Below are 21,557 nucleotides of genomic sequence, written 5' to 3' on the forward strand. Positions count from 1 at the left end.
CGTGACGGACATCGTCGACGAACTGAAGTGGCGCGGGCTCTTCGCCCAGTCCACCGACGAAGAAGCGCTGCGCAAGGCGTTCGCGGACGGTCCCGTCACGTTCTATTGCGGCTTCGACCCGACGGCGGCCTCGCTGCACGTGGGTCACCTGGTGCAGGTCCTCACCGTGCGCCGGCTCCAGCAGGCGGGCAACCGTCCGCTGGCGCTGGTCGGCGGGGCCACGGGTCAGATCGGCGACCCGCGCCCGACCGCCGAGCGCACCCTGAACGACCCGGAGACCGTCGCGAACTGGGTGACGCGCCTGCGCACCCAGATCGAGCCGTTCCTGTCCTTCGAGGGCGAGAACGCGGCGGTCATGGTCAACAACCTGGACTGGACGGCGGGCATGTCCGCCATCGAGTTCCTCCGGGACATCGGCAAGCACTTCCGCGTGAACAAGATGCTGACGAAGGACTCGGTCGCCAAGCGGCTGGAGTCCGACCAGGGCATCAGTTACACGGAGTTCAGCTACCAGCTGCTCCAGGGCATGGACTTCCTGGAGCTGTACCGCCGGCACGGCTGCGTGCTCCAGCAGGGCGGGTCCGACCAGTGGGGCAACCTGACGGCCGGTCTCGACCTGATCCACCGGGTGGAGCCGGACGCGCACGTCCACGCCATCGCGACCCCGCTGATGGTCAAGGCGGACGGCACCAAGTTCGGCAAGTCCGAGAGCGGCGCCGTCTGGCTCGACCCGGAGATGACCACCCCGTACGCGTTCTACCAGTTCTGGCTGAACGTGGACGACCGGGACGTCTCCACCTACATGCGCATCCTGTCCTTCCAGACCCGTGAGGAGCTGGAAGCGCTGGAGGCGCAGACCGCCGAGCGGCCGCAGGCGCGTGCCGCGCAGCGGGCGCTGGCGGAGGAACTGACCACGCTGGTGCACGGCGCGGACCAGTGCGCCGCCGTGATCGCGGCGTCCAAGGCGCTGTTCGGCCAGGGCGAGCTGGCGGACCTGGACGAGGCCACCCTGGCGGCGGCGCTGTCCGAGCTGCCGCACGCGAAGGTGGCCGAGCCGGGCCTGGTCGTCGACCTGCTGGCGGAGACCGGGCTGGTCGCGAGCAAGTCGGCCGCGCGCCGGACCGTCAAGGAGGGCGGCGCCTACGTGAACAACGTGAAGGTCGCCTCCGAGGACGCGGTCCCCGCCAAGGAGGACCTGCTGCACGGGCGCTGGCTGGTGCTGCGCCGCGGCAAGAAGAACCTGGCGGCGGTCGAGGTCACCGGCTAGTCGCCGCCGCGACACGACGGAGGGGCCGGCCCGGACGTACTGTCCGGGCCGGCCCCTCCGTCTTGCTCCGCCGCCGCGCCACGCGGCGGGCCCGGAGCTGCCCTCAGGTCATCTGCTTCTTGCCGCCGCGCAGCGAGCTGTAGATCAGGTCACCGAGACCGACCACCACGACGGCTCCGGCAAGCTGCAGCAAGTGCCGGATCCAGTCGATGCCGCGCGTTTCGTTGACGCCGATCCAGGTGGCCACGGCGTTGCCGAGGACCGCGCCGATGATGCCGAAGACGGTGGTCAGCCAAAGGGGCTGGTGCTGCTTGCCCGGCAGGATCGCCCGGGCAATCAGTCCCAGTACAAAGCCGACGATGATCGCCCACAACCAACCCATGTCGAGCCTCCTCCTGGCGCGTTGTGCGCATGTGGGCCCAGTCTCGACCCGTCCGACCTACTGCGCATTTCGGGCACCTCCATTCGGGGGACACCCCCTCTGCCCGTCCGCGGGCACGCGGCGTACCGTGGAGGCGTCCGGGCCGGGGAGTGTCCGGCGATCGATCGGGTGGTGGGTTGTGGAGCGGACGAAGCGGAACGGGTCCGAGGTCTTCCGGATCACGGGGGCGCGGATGAGCCTCGCCGAGGACGTACGGGGACGCCAGCGCCGGTACGTGATCTCGATGCTGATCCGGACGCTGTCGGTCGTCGCGACGATCGTCCTGTGGAACGTGCAGCGGCCCGTGGCCATCGTGACGCTCGTCGCGGGGGCGCTGCTGCCGTACATCGCGGTGGTCATCGCGAACGCGGGGCGCGAATCGACGCCCTCCCTGCCGTCCCACTTCGCGCCGGCGCCCGTGCGCCCCGAACTGGGTGACGGAAACCTCAAGAAAACCTCAGATCAATCGTGAAGTTCCAGTGCACCGCACCGGGTCCTGCGTGACATACTGCCTACGCGCTCCGCATCCCCCGTCGGAGCGACGGACCGACGCCGGGCAGCTCCCCCCGTGGCTGCTCGGCGTCGCCATTCCGTCTTAGGGTTGAGCCGTGACTCCTCTAGACGCACTTCTGAACGACGTCCCCGCCGCCGACGCACCCACCTGTTCCGCCAAGGCCTGCCGCCAGGCGGCCGTCTGGGTCCTGGCGTGGAACAACCCGAAGCTGCACACCCCCGAGCGCCGCAAGACCTGGCTGGCGTGCGAGGAGCACCGCGAGCATCTGTCCCAGTTCCTGGGGGTCCGCGGCTTCCTCAAGGACGTCGTCAAGCTCGACGAGTGGGAAGCGCCCGAGGGCTCGCAGCGGCCGTAGCCACTGCGAGCCCTCGGGGTCGCTCGGAGCCGTCGGTGACGGCGGTTGACGGCTGGGGTCAGCCGCCGATCGCCGACATCGGGCGGTCGGGCTGCAGGAAGCTCGGGTCGTCGAGGCCGGAGCCGGCCTTCTTGCCCCACATCGCCACCTTCCACAGGCGGGCGATCTCCTCGTCCGGGGCGCCCGAGCGCAGGGCGGCGCGCAGGTCGGACTCCTCGGTGGCGAAGAGGCACGTACGGATCTGGCCGTCGGCCGTGAGGCGCGTACGGTCGCAGGCGCCGCAGAACGGGCGGGTGACCGAGGCGATGACGCCGACGGTGGCCGGGCCGCCGTCGACGACCCAGCGCTCGGCCGGGGCGGAGCCGCGCTCCTCGGACCCTTCTTCGGTGAGCGTGAAGCGGGTGCGCAGGGATTCCAGGATGTCACCGGCGGTGATCATGCCGTCGCGCTTCCAGCCGTGCTGGGCGTCGAGCGGCATCTGCTCGATGAAGCGGAGTTCGTACTCGTTCTCCACGGCCCAGGCCAGCAGGTCGGGGGCCTCGTCGTCGTTGAGTCCGGGCATCAGCACCGCGTTGACCTTGACGGGGGTGAGGCCGGCGTCGCGGGCGGCGGCCATGCCCTCGATGACGTCCTTGTGGCGGTCGCGCCGGGTCAGGGTCTTGAAGACCTCGGGCCGCAGCGTGTCCAGGGAAACGTTCACCCGGTCCAGGCCGGCGGCCTTGAGCGCCTGTGCGGTGCGCTTGAGGCCGATGCCGTTGGTGGTCAGCGACATCTTGGGGCGGGGCTCCAGGGCCGCGCACTGCTCGACGATCCCGACGAGGCCGGGGCGCAGCAGCGGCTCGCCGCCGGTGAAGCGGACTTCCTTGATCCCGAGCTGGGTGACCGCGATGCGGATCAGCCGGACGATCTCGTCGTCGCTGAGCAGATCTGATTTGCCGAGCCACTGCAGGCCCTCTTCGGGCATGCAGTAGGTACAGCGCAGATTGCACCGGTCGGTGAGTGAGACGCGCAGGTCAGTGGCTACGCGGCCGTAGGTGTCGAGAAGCACTGTAAGCCCCCTCCCCTGTCCGGTTTGTAGAGGTTCGCGCCGTGATGGATGAGAGTACGAGCGCTAACAACGAGCCTACGCGACACCCGTGACATGTAGGGGTGCCCGAATGAACGAGACGAGGCGTGGCCGTGTCGTAGGGAAATACGACACGGCCACGCTGGGTACTCAGAGGATCTCGCTGAGGCGCAGGGTGTCAGTGCGCGCCGGTTCCGGTGAGCGACCGGACCTCGAGCTCGGCGAACTTCTGCGGGTCGGCCTTCTCCTTGGAGAGGACGGTTCCCAGCCACCCCAGCAGGAAGCCGAGCGGGATGGAGATGATGCCGGGGTTCTCCAGGGGGAACCAGTAGAAGTCGGCGCCCTTGAACATCGAGGTGGGCTTGCCCGAGACGACCGGGGAGAAGAGCACCAGGACGACCGAGGAGACCAGGCCGCCGTAGATGGACCACAGGGCGCCCTGGGTGGTGAAGCGCTTCCAGAAGAGGCTGTAGAGGATCGTCGGCAGGTTGGCGGAGGCGGCCACCGCGAAGGCCAGCGCGACGAGGCCGGCGACGTTGAGGTCGCGGGCGAGGGCGCCGAGGCCGATGGCCACGGCTCCGATGACCACGGTGGACCAGCGGGCCGCCCGTACCTCTTCCTTCTCGGTGGCCTTGCCCTTGCGGATCACGTTCACGTAGATGTCGTGCGCGAAGGACGAGGAGGAGGCCAGGGTCAGGCCCGCGACGACCGCGAGGATCGTGGCGAAGGCCACCGCCGAGATCACGGCGAGCAGGACCGCGCCGCCGGTGGAGCCCGAACCGCCGCCGATCTCCTGGGCGAGCAGCGGGGCCGCGGTGGTGCCCGCCTTGTTGGAGGCGATGATGTCGGCCCGCTTGAGCAGGGCCGCGGCGCCGAAGCCGAGGACGATCGTCATCAGGTAGAAGGCGCCGATGATGCCGATGGCCCAGTTCACGGACTTTCGGGCGGCCTTGGCCGTCGGGACCGTGTAGAAGCGGATCAGGATGTGCGGCAGGCCTGCGGTGCCCAGCACCAGGGCGAGGCCCAGCGAGAGGAAGTCCAGCTTCGAGAGCGAGTCCTTGCCGTACTTCAGGCCCGGCTCCAGGAACTTCACTCCCTGACCGCTGTTGTCGGCGGCCTGGCCCAGCAGGTCCGAGACGTTGAAGTTGAACTTGAGCAACACCAGGAAGGTGATCAGCAGCGTGCCCGCGATCAGCAGCACGGCCTTGATCATCTGCACCCAGGTGGTGCCCTTCATCCCGCCGATGGTGACGTAGAGGATCATCAGGACGCCGACCAGCGAGACGATCACGACCTTGCCGAGGTCGCTGGTGATGCCGAGGAGCAGCGAGACGAGCACGCCGGCGCCGGCCATCTGGGCGAGCAGGTAGAAGATCGAGACCACGATGGTGGAGGTGCCGGCGGCGGTCCGTACGGGGCGCTGGCGCATCCGGTACGCGAGCACGTCGCCCATCGTGTAGCGGCCGGAGTTGCGCAGCGGCTCGGCGACCAGGAGCAGGGCCACCAGCCAGGCGACGAGGAAGCCGATCGAGTAGAGGAAGCCGTCGTAGCCGAAGAGCGCGATGGCCCCGGCGATGCCGAGGAAGGACGCGGCGGACATGTAGTCGCCGGAGATGGCCAGGCCGTTCTGGAATCCGGTGAACTGGCGGCCGCCCGCGTAGAAGTCGGCGGCGTCCTTGGTCTGGCGTCCGGCCCAGATCGTGATGGCCAGGGTGGCGACGACGAACAGCCCGAACAGGGTGATGATCAGCGGGCGGTGCTCGGAGGCACCGGCGGCGGTGGTCGTACCCGCCGTGGCCGCCCCGGCGACCGCCACGTACAGCGGGGCGCTCATTCGCCCGCCTCCATCCTTGCCTTGATGGCCGAGGCCTTGGGGTCGAGCTGGGACGCCGCGTGGCGCGAGTACAGCCAGGCGATGAGGAAGGTCGTCGCGAACTGGCCGAGGCCCAGGACGAGGGCCACGTTGATGTTGCCGAAGAGCTTCGTCCCCATGAAGTCGCCCGCGTAGTTGGAGAGCAGGACGTAGAGCAGGTACCAGGCGATGAACGCCACGGTGAGCGGGAAGGCGAAGGAGCGGTGGGCGCGGCGCAGTCCGGCGAACTCCTCGCTCTGCTGGACGCGTACGAACTCCTGGGGCCCGGGGCTCGCCGGCGGCGTTCCCGTGCTGCCCGGGGGCGGCGCTGTTTCGGCTGTCACGGGGGACTCTCCTTGTGACGCGGGTGCGGTGGGGATGACGGACAAAACAACCTCCGTGGGGGGACGGTGGTGCCGATCCCCCCTGTCAACGGCACGTCCGGCGCGTCGGGGTGGTTCAACACCTGTTTGTTTCTTTGGGAACTGATTCCTCGAACTAATGGCGCAGAGGGGAACAGAAACGCTAAGTTCGCCTGTCATGAACCCGTCCGTCGCGACCGCGCCCGGACGGCTTTTCAAAGATGATCTGGAGAACCCATGGCTCATCTGGGATCCGGCCGCCGGCGTGCTCTCGCCGTACCGGTCGGCCTGGCGCTCACCGCCTCGCTCGCCTTCCTGCCCTCGGTCGCGGCTTCAGCCGCACCGCTGAGCAGCACGGCGGACGCGGCTGCGACCTCTACGGCCGGGACGACCGGCCCGAAGCTGTCGTACGTGGCGAACTTGAGGACCTATGCCACGGTGACGGCGGCGAAGAAGGCCATCGAGCGGGCCGGTGGAACGGTGGTGACGGCGTATGAGCAGATAGGCGTCGTCGTCGCGCACTCCCAGAACCCCGACTTCGCCAAGCAGCTGCGCGCCAACCGCGGTCTGTTCGACTCGGTCGGCGCCACCCGTACGGCCCCCCTCTCGGCGGTGCAGACCACCGACGAGGGCGCGACGCAGCAGCTGAGCGCGGCGGACGCCGCCAAGGCCGCGGCGGCGGCCCAGGAAGGTCAGGAGCCGCTGGAGTCCAACCAGTGGGACCTGCGGACGATCAAGGCCGATCAGGCTCACAAGATCAACGATGGCAGCCGGAACGTCACCGTGGGCGTCATCGACACGGGTGTCGACGACACTCACCCCGACATCGCGCCGAACTTCTCCAAGGAGCAGTCGGCCAACTGTGTCGGCGGCGTCGCTGACACCAGCGAGGGTGCCTGGCGTCCGTACGTGGACGGCAGCGACCACGGCACGCACGTGGCCGGCACCATCGCGGCCCCGCGCAACGGCCTCGGCATCAGCGGTGTCGCGCCGGGCGTCAAGGTCGCCGGCATCAAGGTGAGCGAGCCCGGCACCAGCCTCTTCTACACCGAGGCGGTCGTCTGCGGCTTCATGTTCGCCGCCGAGAAGGGGATCGAGGTGACCAACAACAGCTACTACGTCGACCCCTGGCTCTACAACTGCAAGGCCGACGAAGACCAGAAGGCGCTGGTGGAGGCCATCGGCCGAGCCACCAAGTACTCCGAGCGCAAGGGCACGCTGCACGTGGCCTCGGCCGGAAACTCCAACCACGACCTGGCCGGCGACTCGATCCTCGACGACACCAGCCCGAACGACACCACCCCGGTGCCGCGCACCATCGACCCGAGCGTCTGCTTCGACCTGCCCACCCAGCTCCCGGGCGTGGTCACGGTGTCGGCGACCGGTGACAAGGGCCTGCGCTCGTACTACTCCAGCTACGGCCTCGGAGTCGTCGACGTCGCCGCCCCCGGTGGCGACAAGTGGCAGATCCCGGCCACCCCGGACGCCAACGGCCGCGTGCTGTCGACGGTCCCGGGCGGCGGCTACGGCTACAAGCAGGGCACCTCGATGGCCGCCCCGCACGTCGCCGGTGTCGCGGCGCTCCTCAAGAGCGCCCACCCGTACGCCTCGCCCGCGATCATCCAGGCGATGCTCAAGGGCCAGGCCACCAAGACGGCCTGCCCGTCGCAGATCTTCAACGCCGCGGGCACCCTGATCGACGCCACCACCTGCGAGAGCGGCTGGGGCCAGACGGGCTACTACGGCTACGGCGTGGTCGACGCGCTGAAGGCCGTCAAGTAATCCGGTTGAATCCGCTGCATCGCGGAAGGGCCGGGCGGGGAACATCCCGCCCGGCCCTTCCGTACGCCGGGCCCTGCCGTCAGGGCTTGATCATGACCTTCAGCGCGCTGCGATCGTCCATCGCCCGGTAGCCCTCCGGGACCTCGTCCAGGGTGACGGCCCGGTCGAAGACCGGCGACGGGTCGATCGCCCCGCTGAGCACGTCCGCGAGCAGCTCGGGGATGTACGCGCGGACCGGCGCGACCCCGCCGCGCAGGGTGAGGTTGCGGTCGAACATGACCCCGAGGTCGAGGCCGGTGCCGCTGCCGTGCGGGACCCCGACGTAGCCGATGGCCCCGCCGTCGCGGGCGATGTTCACGGCGGTGCGCATGGACTGCTCGGTGCCGACCGCCTCGATGACCGCATGGGCGCCCTGGCCGCCGGTGAGCTCGCGCACGGCCGCCTCGGCGGCCTCGCCGCGCTCGGCGACCACGTCGGTGGCCCCGAAGAGCTTGGCGATGTCCGTACGGACCGCGTGCCGGCCCAGTGCGATGATCCGCTCGGCGCCCAGCCGCTTGGCCGCGAGGACCCCGCAGAGCCCGACCGCGCCGTCGCCGACGACGGCGACCGTCGAGCCCTTGCGGACCCCCGCGCCGAGCGCGGCGTGGTGGCCGGTGCCCATGACGTCGGACAGCGCGAGCAGCGCGGTCAGCAGGTGGTCGTCGGAGGCGGCGTCGGCGGGCAGCTTCACCAGCGTGCCGTCGGCGTGCGGGACCCGGACGGCCTCGCCCTGGCCGCCGTCGTGGCCGACCGAGCCCCAGAAGCCACCGTGCTCGCAGGAGGTGTAGAGGCCCTCCGAGCAGTAGGCGCAGGTGCCGTCGGACCACATGAAGGGGGCGACGACGAGGTCTCCGGCGCGCAGGTCCGAGACGGCGGAGCCGGTCTCCTCGACGATGCCGAGGAACTCGTGGCCGATCCGCTGGCCCGGCTGACGCTTGGCTTCACCGCGGTAGGCCCACAGGTCGCTGCCGCAGATACAGGCACGCAGGACGCGGACGACGGCGTCCTCGGGGCGCTGGATCGCAGCGTCGGGCACCTCCTCCACGCGGATGTCGTGCGGGGCGTGGATGACGGTGGCGCGCATGGTGGTGCAGTCCTCCGGCTAGGAAGTGGTGGAGCCCTGTAGGGCCTCCCTACCGTACGCCCGCCGCGGTGCGAGTGCTCCGGTGGCCAGCAGGTACTGGGCCGCCACGTAGGTGGCCATCACCCAGAAGTCCGGGCGGGGCAGCTGGGGCCACTCGGCGACCCCGGTGGCGATGAGCGTGTCGGAGAGCAGGAACAGCGCCCCGCCGAGCCCGGCCCGCAGCCCCAGGGCGCTGGAGCGGTAGGCCATGGCGGTGAGCAGCAGGCTGTACCCGGCGACCGGGATCCGCAGCTCCGCGGGCAGGTCGCCCCAGAGCAGGGTGACCGTGGACAGCAGCGCGGCGGCGTACGCGGCCCCGAGCAGGGGGCCCGTCCGGCGGCGGCCGAAAAGCACGAGATAGCAGACGTGCCCGACGGCGAAGGAGCCCATGCCGATCAGGAAGGCGACGTCGGCGTCGAAGAGCAGGGCCAGGTCCCCGCCCCAGCCGAAGAGCAGGGCCGCAATCAGCAGCCGGGGGGCGCGCAGGGTGATGACGTAGGCGACGAGCAGCGGCATCAGCAGCGGCTTGGCGATGAGGTGCCCGGTGTGCCAGCCCGCCAGCAGCGACCCGAGGTCCAGGGCGGTGGCGGCGGCGAAGGCGACGAGCAGCGCCCGGGTGGCGAAGCCGGCGCCCGCGGGGAGGGCGGGGCGCGCCCGGGCGGGCGTACGGGACCCCGCGCGCTCGGTGGATCCGGTGGCGCTCACGCGGCGTGCTCCGGGGCGGGCGCGGGCGCCTCGGCCGGGGCGGCCTGTGATACCTGCGGTGCCTGCGCGGGCTGCCAGCCGGGGCCGCGGAACACGCGTCCGGCGCGCTCGCGCCAGGTGGTGGCCCCGCGTACGTCCCGGGCGATGGACGCGTACTCGTGGGTGGCGACGCGCAGCGGGTTGTAGGTGCCGATGTTCTTGGTGAGACCGAAGACGGGCTTGTCGGTCTCACCGACCCAGGAGCCGAACATCCGGTCCCAGACGATCAGGATGCCGCCGAAGTTGCGGTCCAGGTAGCCGCCCTGGGAGGCGTGGTGGACGCGGTGGTGGGAGGGGGAGTTGAAGACGTACTCGATCGGCCGGGGCAGTTTGTCGATGCGCTCGGTGTGGATCCAGAACTGGTAGACGAGGTTGACCGAGTAGCAGAAGGCGATGGCGGCGGGATGCACGCCCAGCGCGATCATCGGGAGGTAGAACGGCCAGGAGGTGGCGCTGGTCCAGGGCTGGCGCAGGGCGGTGGTGAGGTTGAACTTGCGGCTGCTGTGGTGGACGACGTGGCAGGCCCACAGGATGCGGATGACGTGGTGGCCGCGGTGCTGCCAGTAGTAGAGGAAGTCCTGGGCGAGCAGCATCAGCGGGATGGTCCACCACAGGACGGGGACGCGCAGCGGGGTGAGCTCGTAGACCGCGGTGTAGATCGCGACGATCGGGATCTTCCAGAGGAAGTCGAAGCCGAGGCTGCCGATCCCCATGCCGAGGCTGGTAACGGCGTCCTTGGTCTCGTACCCGGCGGCGTCCTCGTCGGGATGGATGCGGTAGCTCACGAGCTCTATCACGGTGAGCAGGACGAAGGCGGGTATGGACCACAGCACGACATCGGGCAGGTTCGGCATGTCCGCACCATAGAGGCGGGTTCGGGGGCTCGGCTAGTGGTTGTTACCGATCGGTATCCATCGGTGTTACCGACGGTTCACGAGATGCTTCCGGGTGAGGGTGTCCGGGCAAGGGGAGGACATGGGGATGACGGACTCAGGGGCGGGTTTCGGGGCCGCGGCCTTAAGGACGGCCGAGGCGGTGGCGCTCGCCCTGGCGAAGTCCCGGCCGGGGCCGGCGCGCCGGCTCAGGCCGGCGAAGGCGGGCGATCCCGCGGTACGACGCCTCGCGCACGAGCTGGCGGGCCGGCTGGCCGGGGCGGTCGCGGAACTCACGGAACTCTCGGAGCCCGACCGGCTGGCGGCGGTGACCGCCGTCGGCGAGGTGTTCGCCGCGCTGGGCCCTAGGGAGGCCCGGGCCCTCTTCGCGACGGACCCCGGCCCGGCGCTTGCTGATGACCCCCCGGCCGGCGCCGCCCTGAGCCGTGCGGCGGCGGCCGCCTACCGGAAGCTGTTCGCCCTGTGCCGCGCGGCGGGCAGGAGCGGCCCGCAGGACCCGGCGGGCGGGGGCGGGGGCGGGAGCGCGGGAAGCGGGGACGCTGGAAGTGGGAGCACGGAAAGCGGAGGCGCCGACGACCGGGCGGCACGGTTCGAGGAGGAGTACGCGCACCACGTGGCCCGGGCCCAGGCACGGGTCCAGCTGTTCGGGCTGACCTTCAGCCAGGACCGCCGGGACTGGCCCCTGGACCTCGCCTACATCAGCCTCGCCGTCAGCGGCGCGCAGCTCCTGGAGGAGCCCGGCCCGCAGACCCCGGTCAAGGCCGAGGTCGCCCTGAACTCCGCGGAGCGGGTCCTGCTGCGCGGCCCGGCCGGCTCGGGCAAGAGCACCCTCGTCCAGTGGCTGGCGCTGAACGCCGCCCGCAGCAGTTTCGGGCCCCAGCTGCGCGACTGGAACACCCTGGTCCCCTTCGTCCTGCCGCTGCGCTCCTTCAACTCCCCCGCCGGGCTCCCGCGGCCCGGGGACTGGCTGACCGCGACCGGGGTCCCGCTGACGGCCCCGGAGGGCTGGGTCGAGCAGCTCCTCGCCGCCGGGCGGGCGCTGGTGCTGGTCGACGGGGTCGACGAGGTGCCGCCGCGGTTGCGAAGCCGGACCGAGTCCTGGCTCCGGGAGCTGCTCACCGCGTACCCGGCGGCCCGTTTCGTGGTCACCACCCGCCCCTCGGCCGTACCGGAGGACTGGCTGACCGCCCAGGGCTTCTCCTCGCTCGCCCTGCTGCCGATGGAACGCGACGACGTCGGCGCCTTCATCACGCACTGGCACGACTCCGCCCGCGCGGAAGCCGACGGCGAGGGCTCCGGCCGGGAGCGCGAGCTGCTGGACCGGTACGAGAAGGCGCTCCTGCAGGCCGTCGCCACCCGCCGGGACCTGGGCCGGCTCGCGACGAACCCGCTGATGTGCGCCCTGCTCTGCGCCCTGAACCGGGACCGCCGGATGCACCTGCCCCGGGCCCGCAAGGAGCTCTACGACGCGGCGCTGGACATGCTCCTGATCCGCCGCGACAGCGAGCGGGACATCTCCGGGGTCGAGGGCGTCTACCTCAGCCGGGACGAACAGACCCTGCTGCTCCAGCGGCTCGCGTACTGGCTGATCCGCAACGGGCAGGTGGAGGCCTCCGCCGAGGAGGCGATCAGGATGATCGCCGAATCGCTCGACGCCATGCCGCAGGTCAAGGCGCAGGGCAGCGCGCAGACGGTGTTCCGGCACCTGCTGATCCGCAGCGGCCTGCTCCGGGAGCCGGTGCCGGGCTCGGTGCTGTTCGTCCACCGCACCTTCCAGGACTACCTCGGCGCCAAGGCGGCCGTGGAGGCGCGGGACTTCGGCGTCCTGGTGCGCAATGCCCACGAGGACACCTGGGACAACGTGGTCCGGATGGCCGTGGGGCACGCCCGCCCCGACGAACGCGCCTCGCTGCTGCGGCAGTTGCTGCACCGCGCCGACCAGGTCGAAGCCGACCGCAGCCGCCTGGTGCTGCTCGCGGCAGCCTGTCTGGAGCACGCGCCGGAGCTGGACCCGGAGGTCTGGCGCGAGGTGGAGGCCCGTACGGCCCGGCTGCTGCCGCCGCGTTCCCCGAGCCAGGCCGGGGAGCTGGCCAAGGCGGGCGAGCTGGTCCTGGAGCTGCTGCCGGAGCCGGCCGGGCTCACCGAGGAGGAGGCCGCCGCGACGATCCGTACCGCGGCACTGGTCGGCGGCGACCGGGCCCTCCAGGTCATCGCGGGTTTCCGGACCGACGACCGCTACGAGGTGGGGCGCGAACTGTCCGATGCCTGGGGGCGGTTCCCCGTGGACGCCTACGTGGACACGGTGCTCGCCGACGCCTCCATGCGCGCGGCCCACCTGCACGTGCGCACCGCCGGACAGCTGCGGGCCCTGGACCGGCTCCCGCACATCCACCGGGTGCACGTCACCTGGGACGGGCCGGTGCCGCCGGAGATCGCCGGGCGGCGGGACCTGGAGTCGCTGATCCTGCACCGCAACGCGCGGCTGGCCGACCTGTCCCCGCTGGCCGGGCGGACGGCGCTGCGGCACCTGGGCGTACTGGACTGCCCGAAGGTCACCGGGATCGAGGTGGTGTCCGAGCTGCGGGCGGACAGCCTCGCCTTCGGCTACCTGCGGGACGACCTCTCGCTGGCCCCGCTGGCGGGGGCGGCCGGCCTGCGCTCGCTGGTCATCGGTTTCGAACCGGAGCAGCGGCGGATCGGGGACGTACCGGCCGCGGACTCGCTGACCGCGCTGCACCTGTGGCAGGGCGCCCGCCGGATGACCCTCGACGGGATCGAGCGGTGGCCGCTGGTGGAGAAGCTGACGGTCGCCGGGAGCGGCCAGTACCGGCAGCTGGTGCGCTCGCTGCCGCTCAGGGGGCTGACCGCGCTGCAGATCCGGCACGCCGCGCCCATTTCGGCCGGGGCGCTCCTGCCGTACGAACGCCTCGGCCGGCTCGTGCTGATCCGGTGCGCGCTGGAGGGCACCCTGGAGGCGCTGCGCGATGTCCCGGCGCTGCGCCGGCTGGTGCTGAGCGAATGCCTGGGGACCGTGGACCTGTCGCCGCTCGCCCCCTTGGAGGAGCTGGTGATCGAGCTGCGCCGGGGCACGCACGTCACCGGGGCGGAGCTGATCCCGCCGGAGCGGCTCGTCCGCAGGGACTGAACCGCTCCGGCGGGGCTGCCGGGGCCGCCGGGATCGCCGGGTCAGGCGGCCGAGGTGGTGCTACGGGGCGTCTGCGCGCTCCCCGTCACCAGACCCGGACCGAGCCCCCGCGGGCGAAGGCCGGGCTGGTGGCTCCCGCCGGAACCTCCGTCAGGGGCTGCGCGACCTCCGAGACGAGGGGGCCGTGCTTGGCGGCCACCGCGTCGAGGAGGGCGAGGTCGAAGCCGTACACCCGGGCGGCGTTGCCGCCGACCATGGCGGCGACCTCCTCGCGGGGCAGCCCCGCGTAGGCGATGCGCAGGCCCTCCCGGGAGTAGGGCGTGGTGCCCTCGTCGTGGGGGTAGTCGCTGCCCCACATGATCTTGTCGAGGCCGATCCGGTCGCGCAGCGGGACCTCGTGGGGGCGCATGAAGCTCGCTCCGACGAAGCAGTTGTCCCGCCAGACCTCGCCCGGCCCCTTGCCCATGGACTCGGCCAGCCCGGCCCCGAACTTGGCCTCGGCGGTGGCCGAGGCCGCCACCAGCCGGCCGTGGTAGTAGTCCAGCATCTCGATGACGCCGGGGATCCAGCCGGAGCCCTGCTCCGTCAGGACCAGTTTCAGCCCGGGGTTGCGGCGGAAGGCCCCGCCGAAGATGAGGTGCCACAGGGCCCGGTGGGAGAACCAGGTGGTCTCCACCATGAAGACGGCCCTTGCCGCCGGCTCGTCGCCCAGCGGCGGCGAGGCGGAGCCGCCGTGGTGGTTGACCGGGACGTCCAGCTCGTCGCAGACGGCCCAGATCGGGTCGTAGACCTGTGAGTAGAGCTCGGGAACGGTGGAGCCGGGCGGGACGCCGGGCAGCAGGATGCCGCCGGTCAGGCCCGCGTTGCGGGTGCGGCGGATCTCCCGGACCGCCGCGTCCACGTCGTTCAGCAGGATCTGGATCACGCCCGCCCGGCGGCCCGGCGCGTCCGCGCAGAAGTCCGCCAGCCACCGGTTGTGGGCCTGGAGCCCGGCCCAGCGCATCTCGTACTCGGCCGCCGTCGGGGGCTGGGCCATCAGCGAGGCCTTGGGGAAGAACGGCGGGATGGTGTTCGGGAAGAGCACCTCCGCGACGATCCCGTCGGCTTCCAGCTCCGCCAGCCGGCGCTGGGAGTTCCAGTTGCGGTCGGCCGTGTCCGCGAGGAGGTCCTCGTACGGGTTGACGTAGGTCGCGGCCCAGGCGTCGAACTCCTCGTGGTGGCGCTTCTCCAGGTACGGCTTGTAGTCCAGCAGGTCGGCGCCCGCGTGGCAGTCGGCCGAGATGACCGTGTAGCGGTCCTCCCCGGCGGCCGGTGTCTCGGAGCTCACGGGTTCACCCCCAGGACCGGGAAGTCGTTGTCGGTCAGCCAGTGCCGGCCCACGTCGCGCGAGCGCGACCAGGAGGCTTCGACGGCCGCCTGGTCCGCGCTCTGGCCGAGCTCGGCGGGGGTGGGGCCGATGCGGCGGGCGATCGGCGCCAGCTTCTCGGTGTCGAAGCCGAAGACGTCCGCCGCGGCCAGGCCCAGCATCCGGCGGGTCTCCTCGACGGGGATGTCGTGGAAGGTGTTCCTCAGCCAGTTCCGGGTGTTGGGCCAGGTCCCCTCGGGGTGCGGGAAGTCCGAGCCCCACAGGATGTTGTCCACGCCGATCTCGTAGCGCTGGGCCAGCTCGCGCCGTTTGGTGTTGGTGGCGCAGATGAACACCTGCCGGTCCAGGTACTCGCTCGGCGGCCGCTTCAGCTCCTCGAACGGCGACAGCTTCTTGCCACCGTGCGCGCCGAGGTAGAGCCGGTCCATGAACCAGAGCTGGTTCGGCAGCCACCAGCAGCCCGACTCGGCGACGCCGAACTTCAGCCCCGGGTGCCGCTCGAAGACCCCGGACCAGAGCAGGAACCACAGCGGGCGGGCCGGCCACCAGGTGACCTCGGAGACGAAGATGCCCAGGTGGTCCCCGTACTCGTGGCGCGGCGAGGATCCCGAGTGGGTGACGATCGGCATCTGCGTCTCGGCCGCCGCCGCCCACACCGGGTCGTAACGGCGGTCGTGGTAGGGGGCCTTGTCCACCCACATGGCCGGGATCATCAGGGCGCCGAGCCCGGACGCCTTGGCCCGGTATATCTCGGCGACGACCTTGTCCGGTTCGCCGGTGATGGGCAGCAGGGCGACCCCGCAGTGCCGTTCGGGATTCTCGGAGACGAACTCGGCCAGCCACCGGTTGTGCGCCTGCGCTCCGGCCATGCCGAGCTCGGGGTCCTGGTCGCCGGAGAGGCCGAGGCCCACCCCGAAGGGGGCGGCGGTCTGGCTGTCCACGGCGTCGGCGTCGGGGAAGACGACTTCGGCGGCCACGCCGTCGCCGTCGAGTTCCTTCAGCCGCTGCGTGACGTCCCAGCCGCCCTTGAGGCCTTCCTCGTGGTCGTGGAACCACTTCTCGGCGAAGGCCTCGTTGCGCACGCCCAGCTTGGTGGCCTCGGCGCGGCGGGCGTCGCGCTCGCCGAGGAACTCGTCGAACTGCGGGTGGAAGGCGCGGTCCAGGTAGGGGCGGTACTGCTCGGTGGGCAGCCCCGCGTGGCAGTCGGAGGAGATGATCAGGTACGGGTCTTCGTACGCACTCACGATTGAGGCTCCTCAGTCGAGGATGAAGCTTTCCAGGTAGGCGGGGTTGGCGCGGTCGAGCATCGACTGCGACCGGGCGCGGATCTGCCGGTCGCTGTGCTCGCTGTCGGGCAGCATCCAGAAGCGGTCGGCGCGGATGCCGTCCACGACGTGGTCCGCGACGTCTTCGACCGGGGTGAAGTTCACCTCGTGGCCGGCCTGCTTCATGGCGGCCTCGTACTGGTCGAGGCTGCGGTACGGGGACTTGCGCGGGCGCTCCTTGGCGTACCGGTCGGGCCGGTTGCGGTGCGACTCCCACAGGCCGGTGCGCAGCATGTGCGGTCCGGGGAAGAGCACGGAGGCGCCGATGGCCGCGCCCTCCGCCTTGAGGTGGGCGTAGAGCGACTCGGTCATGGTGACCACGGCCGCCTTGGTGACCGCGTAGACGGAGGCGGTGGGCAGCGGGGCGATGCCGCCGTCTCCGGAGGAGGTGTTGACGATGTGGCCGGGGCCGCCGGCCGCGATCATGCGGGGGACGAAGGCCTGGATGCCGTGGAAGACGCCCCAGACGTTGACGGAGAAGGCCCATTTCCAGTCGTTGGGCTCGTGCTCCCACATGCGGCCCTCGGCTCCGGAGCCGACGCCCGCGTTGTTGCAGAGGACGTGCACCGCGCCGAAGGTCTCGTACGCCGCGTCGGCCAGCGAGATCACGGAGTCCCGGTCGCTGACGTCGACGATCTTGGCGAGGACCTCGGCGCCGTCGGCGGCGAGTTCGTCGGCGGCCTTGCGCAGGGCGCCCTCCTCCACGTCGGCGAGGACCACCTTCAGCCCCTCGGCGGCGAAGCGGCGGGCCATGGCGAGGCCGATGCCGCTCGCGGCCCCGGTGACCACGGCCACCTGTCCCGGTTCGAGTCGCATCAGACGCTCCCCTCGGGCGGTCCGTCGAGGATCTGCATCGGGTCGTCGTAGCGCTGGTGGATGTACGGGAGCAGGGCCTGGGCGCTGACCCGCTCGACGACCCTGCCGCGCTGGTCGGTGGTCTTCTCGCCGATGGTGAGCTCGACGAGGCGGCGTACGGGAAGGTCGGCCACCGGGTCGAACATCGACTCGCGGAGCACCACGTCGCCGGTGACGTGCTCCAGCTTGCGGACCTTCTCGTTGCGGGTGCAGTGCACCAGTACCGGATCGGCGTCGAATCCCGAACCGTCCACCGCGGGGAGGAACTTGAAGTAGAAGTCGGTCTTCACCGTGGGCTCCGGCAGCGGCAGCACGCGGTCCACCGCCCCGCGCACCTCCACGAAGGCGATCCCGTGCCGGGCGAGGGAGGCCCGGACGACCAGGCCCTCGCGCTCGACGGTGATCTCGCCGAGCTTCTTCGGCTCGCCGAAGACCTCGCGGCCCCCGATCAGGGCGCGCTCCATGCTCATCGGCATGACCAGCGGGTACCAGCCCTCGACCCCGTCGTGCTGGGCGGCGACGGCCACCGAGCCGGCGCCGAGCGGGTAGCCGGGCAGGTCCACCTTGCTGATGTTGGCCCGCACCAGGGGCCGCTCCGTGGGCTTCAGCGGCGGCGGGAGGACCGCCGCCACCACGTCCGGGTCGGTCTCCCAAACGGCCACCACACCGGTGGACCAGATGTCGGGGAGCTTGGAACTCTTCTCGCGCGAAGCGGCGATCTCGGCCTCGGTGCGCGCTCCGTACCGTACGCGTGCCATCTATCGCACCATCCTTCGTCTAGGACGCAGTCGGGTCTGAGGCAGTCGGTTCTGACGCAGCTGGTTCTGTAACACAGTTACACCGGGACCGATGAAGGGTAAAGACCCTTGCACGTAACTGATCTGACGGATCGACAGAAAGCTGGGCGGACACGATGGCCAGAACCACGCTGACCCGCGCGGAGGTACTGGACGCCGCCGCGTCCCTGGTCAAACAGCACGGCCCCGCCGCCCTCACCATGCGCAAGCTCGCCGCCGAGCTGGGCACCGCGGTGACCTCCATCTACTGGCACGTCGGCAACCGCGAATCACTGCTCGACGCCCTCGTGGAGCGGACCGTGGAGGAAGTGGGCGCCATCCGGCCGGTCGGCCGCAACCCCGGCGACCGCATCGTCTCGGTCGCCCGGACACTGCGCCGCGAGCTGCGCGAGCGCCCGCACCTGATCGCGATGGTCCACGAGCGCGGCCTCACCGACCGGATGTTCCTGCCCGCCCAGCAGGCCCTGGTCCACGAGGTGCACGCGGCCGGCCTGCGCGGGAGCCGGGCCGCGGATGCGGTGCGCGCGATCCAGTTCCAGATCATCGGCTTCGTCCTGGTCGAGCGCAATCGCGAACGCTCCCCCGCCCAGTCCCCCGCCGAGAGCGAGCTCTGGGATCCGGCCGACGCCCCGCACGACCCGCCGCTGGCCCGCGCGCTGGCCCGGCCGGTGGATCCGGAACGGCTGTTCCAACTGACCCTGAGGGCCCTGGTGAAGGCCCTGCTGACGCCACCGGCCGGGTAACCGGCTTGCCGCCGCGCGGCCGCCCGTGGTGGGATCTGCCTCACGGGGGCGGCTCCCCGGCGTGCATCCTCTCCCTTTCACGGAAAGTCCGCGCGCCTTCTCTCCGCCCCCGTTTTTCGTTCGCGGAGGGAAACGAGGGAAACCAGGCCGTGCCCGTCACCCGATCCGTCGAAGAGCTCATGCTGCGCCGGCTCCAGACCGTCTACGTCGACCGGCCGCCGGCCGCCGCTTCGCCCGGCACCGAGGGGGTCCGCCCGCTGGAGGGCGAACTCCTGGAACGCGGCCACACCCTGAGCCGGGAGCTGTACGCCGCCCTGGCCGTCCTGGCGCCGACCGATCTGGCCGAGGAACGCTCGCGCCTGCTGGCACTGGCCGACGGGCTCGCGGGCGCCGACCCGGCGCACCGGCCGGCCTTCCGCCGCTTCCCCTTCTCCATCCCGCGCGACACCGAGCGCTGGTACACCGAACGCGTCCTGACCCTGCTGCGCCGGGACCCCGCCCGGCCGTGCGCCCTCTGCGCCGAGACCCGGCCCGTGCGTCCCCTCGCCCCGTGCGCCCATCTCGTCTGCGGCTCCTGCCGGGAGGGCGCCGACCACGCCGACCACCCCGGCTGCCCCGTCTGCCTGCGCCCCCTCGACCCGGCCGCGCCCTTCCTCTCCCTCGCTACGGAGCACCGCGTGCCCGACGGCGACGGGAGCGGGATCCCGCCCGGCCCGCTCCGGCTGCTGCGGCTCGGCACCGACCCCTCGGCCGACGCCGCCCGGGTGCTGGCCCCGCTACTCGCCGGACCGGCCCCGCTGTCCCCGGAGGACCGCGCCGACCTGGCGCTGCTGGTCCCGCTGGCACCGGCCGGGCTCGACTGGCTGCCCGCGCGGATCCCCGTACCGCAGACCCGGGCGCTGGTCCTGGCCCGCCTGCTGACCGGACCCGCCCCGCGGAATGCCGTACTGCCGCTGCTGGCCGGGCGGTTGACCAGCGCCACCGATGTGCTGCGGCTCCTCGCCGCGCTGTCCGGCGGGGACCCGGCGCTGCTCACGCCCGCGCCCTCCCGGTTCCACTCCCCGGACCGGCCGCTGCGCCGCGCCCTGCTCGGCGTACTCGACGCGCTGCCCGTCCCCGGCCTCGTCGAGGAGCTGCTGCGGCATCCGACCGCCTGGAAGCGGGCCGCCGAGACCCTGCACCCCTTCGAGCGGTACGCCCGCCATCCCCGGGCCGCCCTGGCCTTCGCCGTGCTGCGGGGCACCGTCCTGTCCGGCGCCCTGGGCGCGGCGCTGCGGGAGGGCGCCGCCGCCCATCCGGACGCCCTACGCGTGGAGGGGAACCGGCTCCGGCCCGCGACCTGGTCCGGGCGCCTGGAGCGGGCCCTCGCCGGGGCGGACCCCGGGGCGGCCGCCGCGGTGGCCGGGGAGCGCCCGGAGGAACTCGTCCTGCGCCTCGACCATCTGCTGCGCCTGCACACCGGCGACCGTCTGGTCCCGGAGCTGGCCCGGGAGCTGGCCCGCGGGCTCCCCGCCGTCGGCGCGGGCCCGCTGCTGGCCGCGCTCGGCGCCCTGCGCGGACGCGCCCGGGACCGGACCGGCTCGCGGCGCGTGTTCTTCCCCAAGGGCCCGGCCGGGCACGTCCGGTCCGTGGCGGAGGACCGCCCGCCGCTTCCGGGCCCGCTCGTCACGGCGGCCGCGGCCCTGCTGGAAGCGGAGGTGCTGCGCCGGTTCGCCCTCGCCGAGGGGGAACCCTACGAGCTGGCCGTCCTGGACTCCGGGCTCGCGGAACTGCCCGTGCCTTCAGGGGAGCAGGCCCACGCCGGGGCTCCGGCCTCGGTGCCCCGGGGCAGCGTCCTGGCGCTTCCGGCGGGCGAGGAGCTGAGGCTGTTCCTGCACTGGAGCGAGGCCCGCAACCAGGTGGCGCACCTGGACCTGGCGGTGGCCTTCTTCGACGCCGACTGGAAGTTCACCGGCCTGTGCGACCGGGGCCGCCCGGTGCACGGGAGGCCCGGGGCCGGCGCCGTGCACTCGGGCGGCCACGGCTGGGCTCCCGTACCGGTACCGGCACGGCAGGGGGACACGGAGTACGTCGACCTGAACCCGGCCGGGCTCGCCGGGCGCGGGGACGCGTACGCGGTGGCACTGGTGTCCGGCTACAGCGGGGTGCCGTTCGAGGAGCTGGCGCGGGCCTTCACCGGGTTCACGGCCCGGCCGGCGGACGGCCCGCACGCGTCCCCATCCCCACCTTCATCCCCATCCCCACCTCCATCCCCTTCCCCGGAGGACCCGCGCACGGCCGGCCCGCGCTTCGAGCTGAGGGGCCCCGCGACGCGGGCCCGGGTTCCGATGGTCGTGGAACTGGCCACACGGCGGGCGCTGTGGCCGGACCTGCGCCTGCCGCCTTCGGACGCCTTCGAGAGCGTCACCCCGCCGGGCGACCGGGTCGCGGCCGTGGCCTCGGACGCGTGGGCACACTTCACCTCCGGTACCCGCACGACCCTGTGGGACCTCACCGTGTGGCGGGCGGCGGCCCGCACCCGGGAGGTGGCCGTGATCCGGCGGGCCACCGAGAGTTCGGCCACCGACGAGGTGTGGCTGTACCGGGCCGCGGCCGGCGAGGAACCGGCCGGATTCGCCGCGCGGATCGCCGCCCTGGAGCCGCCCGAGGAGCTCCGGCCCCGCGCGGACGCGGACGCGGAGGCCGCCGAACTGGCATCCGGGAAGCGCGTGTTCCTGGCACTGACCCACGCGAGCGTGGCACCGGAAGGCGGTTCGGGGACGGCCTGCCGGCTCTTCCCGGGCCCCGCCGAAGTACCCGGGTCCTTCGCCCGGGTGACGGCCGGGGACCTCGTGGCGGAGCTGGGCCGAGCCGAGCTGAAAGGCCGTAGGGCTTCGAGTGTCGGCGCGGGCCGATATCCTCTGTGACC

At 72.0% G+C, this 21,557-nt stretch carries 18 protein-coding genes; 7 read left to right on the top strand and 11 right to left on the bottom strand.

Features of this window, described 5'->3' with window-relative positions; translation table 11 throughout:
* Window position 1: 1 nt before the first annotated feature.
* A complete protein-coding gene (gene tyrS, locus OG247_RS10965; protein ID WP_327252056.1) occupies window positions 2-1,267 on the top strand; it encodes a tyrosine--tRNA ligase in 1,266 nt (421 codons plus the stop codon).
* Between the two features lie 103 nt (window positions 1,268-1,370).
* Here tyrS and OG247_RS10970 read toward each other — a convergent pair whose 3' ends face one another.
* The gene (locus OG247_RS10970; RefSeq protein WP_327252057.1) at window positions 1,371-1,649 is read right to left on the bottom strand and encodes a GlsB/YeaQ/YmgE family stress response membrane protein; all 279 of its coding nucleotides are present in this window, start codon (window positions 1,647-1,649) and stop codon (window positions 1,371-1,373) included.
* Window positions 1,650-1,881: 232 nt separating this feature from the next.
* On the opposite strand from OG247_RS10970, the gene OG247_RS10975 reads away from it, so the two are divergent.
* Window positions 1,882-2,160 (top strand): DUF3099 domain-containing protein, encoded by a 279-nt coding sequence (locus OG247_RS10975; RefSeq protein WP_327252058.1) that lies wholly within the window; start codon window positions 1,882-1,884, stop codon window positions 2,158-2,160.
* Between the two features lie 136 nt (window positions 2,161-2,296).
* Window positions 2,297-2,557: a hypothetical protein gene (locus tag OG247_RS10980; protein ID WP_442813252.1), complete on the top strand. Its 261-nt coding sequence runs from the start codon at window positions 2,297-2,299 to the stop codon at window positions 2,555-2,557.
* A 58-nt stretch (window positions 2,558-2,615) separates the two neighbouring features.
* Here OG247_RS10980 and moaA read toward each other — a convergent pair whose 3' ends face one another.
* The 3 genes from moaA to OG247_RS10995 all read right to left on the bottom strand — a co-directional run bounded on the left by moaA (window position 2,616) and on the right by OG247_RS10995 (window position 5,819).
* Window positions 2,616-3,605, bottom strand: a complete 990-nt coding sequence (gene moaA / locus OG247_RS10985; RefSeq protein WP_327252059.1) for a GTP 3',8-cyclase MoaA — start codon at window positions 3,603-3,605, stop codon at window positions 2,616-2,618.
* A 196-nt stretch (window positions 3,606-3,801) separates the two neighbouring features.
* On the bottom strand, window positions 3,802-5,457 hold the full coding sequence (locus OG247_RS10990; protein WP_327252060.1) for a solute symporter family protein: 1,656 nt from the start codon (window positions 5,455-5,457) through the stop codon (window positions 3,802-3,804).
* Entirely contained in the window at window positions 5,454-5,819 is a 366-nt protein-coding gene (locus tag OG247_RS10995) for a DUF485 domain-containing protein (protein ID WP_327252061.1), read from the bottom strand. Before OG247_RS10995 ends, OG247_RS10990 begins: the two co-directional genes overlap by 4 nt.
* Before the next feature lie 255 nt (window positions 5,820-6,074).
* Here OG247_RS10995 and OG247_RS11000 point away from each other — a divergent pair, with 255 nt between their 5' ends.
* Window positions 6,075-7,619, top strand: a complete 1,545-nt coding sequence (locus OG247_RS11000; protein ID WP_327252062.1) for a S8 family serine peptidase — start codon at window positions 6,075-6,077, stop codon at window positions 7,617-7,619.
* A 79-nt stretch (window positions 7,620-7,698) separates the two neighbouring features.
* Here the strand turns inward: OG247_RS11000 and OG247_RS11005 are convergent, their stop codons facing one another.
* Genes OG247_RS11005 through OG247_RS11015 form a run of 3 tightly spaced genes read right to left on the bottom strand, consistent with a single transcriptional unit; the run spans window position 7,699 to window position 10,379 of the window.
* Window positions 7,699-8,742, bottom strand: a complete 1,044-nt coding sequence (locus OG247_RS11005; protein ID WP_327252063.1) for a zinc-dependent alcohol dehydrogenase family protein — start codon at window positions 8,740-8,742, stop codon at window positions 7,699-7,701.
* Window positions 8,743-8,760: 18 nt separating this feature from the next.
* A complete protein-coding gene (locus tag OG247_RS11010; RefSeq protein WP_442813253.1) occupies window positions 8,761-9,486 on the bottom strand; it encodes a lysoplasmalogenase in 726 nt (241 codons plus the stop codon).
* Window positions 9,483-10,379, bottom strand: coding sequence for a sterol desaturase family protein (locus OG247_RS11015; RefSeq protein ID WP_327252064.1), 897 nt, complete (start codon window positions 10,377-10,379; stop codon window positions 9,483-9,485). Before OG247_RS11015 ends, OG247_RS11010 begins: the two co-directional genes overlap by 4 nt.
* Window positions 10,380-10,506: 127 nt before the next feature.
* Between OG247_RS11015 and OG247_RS11020 the strand changes: the two genes are divergently transcribed.
* Window positions 10,507-13,563, top strand: coding sequence for an NACHT domain-containing protein (locus OG247_RS11020; RefSeq protein WP_327252065.1), 3,057 nt, complete (start codon window positions 10,507-10,509; stop codon window positions 13,561-13,563).
* Between the two features lie 85 nt (window positions 13,564-13,648).
* Here the strand turns inward: OG247_RS11020 and OG247_RS11025 are convergent, their stop codons facing one another.
* The 4 genes from OG247_RS11025 to OG247_RS11040 are packed head-to-tail and all read right to left on the bottom strand — an operon-like array spanning window position 13,649 to window position 17,867.
* Window positions 13,649-14,890 carry an amidohydrolase family protein gene (locus OG247_RS11025; protein WP_327252066.1) on the bottom strand — a complete coding sequence of 414 codons (1,242 nt, stop codon included), beginning with the start codon at window positions 14,888-14,890 and terminating at the stop codon, window positions 13,649-13,651.
* Window positions 14,887-16,173 (bottom strand): amidohydrolase family protein, encoded by a 1,287-nt coding sequence (locus OG247_RS11030; protein WP_327252067.1) that lies wholly within the window; start codon window positions 16,171-16,173, stop codon window positions 14,887-14,889. The genes OG247_RS11025 and OG247_RS11030 overlap by 4 nt, the downstream gene beginning before the upstream one ends.
* Before the next feature lie 12 nt (window positions 16,174-16,185).
* Window positions 16,186-17,070: an SDR family NAD(P)-dependent oxidoreductase gene (locus OG247_RS11035; RefSeq protein WP_274552546.1), complete on the bottom strand. Its 885-nt coding sequence runs from the start codon at window positions 17,068-17,070 to the stop codon at window positions 16,186-16,188.
* Complete coding sequence (locus tag OG247_RS11040; protein WP_327252068.1) at window positions 17,070-17,867, bottom strand: acetoacetate decarboxylase family protein; 798 nt, start codon at window positions 17,865-17,867, stop codon at window positions 17,070-17,072. Before OG247_RS11040 ends, OG247_RS11035 begins: the two co-directional genes overlap by 1 nt.
* 155 nt (window positions 17,868-18,022) lie before the next feature.
* Between OG247_RS11040 and OG247_RS11045 the strand changes: the two genes are divergently transcribed.
* On the top strand, window positions 18,023-18,649 hold the full coding sequence (locus tag OG247_RS11045; RefSeq protein WP_327252069.1) for a TetR/AcrR family transcriptional regulator: 627 nt from the start codon (window positions 18,023-18,025) through the stop codon (window positions 18,647-18,649).
* Window positions 18,650-18,798: 149 nt separating this feature from the next.
* Window positions 18,799-21,555: an MXAN_6230/SCO0854 family RING domain-containing protein gene (locus OG247_RS11050; RefSeq protein WP_327252070.1), complete on the top strand. Its 2,757-nt coding sequence runs from the start codon at window positions 18,799-18,801 to the stop codon at window positions 21,553-21,555.
* Window positions 21,556-21,557: the final 2 nt, after the last annotated feature.

The sequence above is a fragment of the Streptomyces sp. NBC_01244 genome, assembly GCF_035987325.1.
GTDB lineage: Bacteria > Actinomycetota > Actinomycetes > Streptomycetales > Streptomycetaceae > Streptomyces.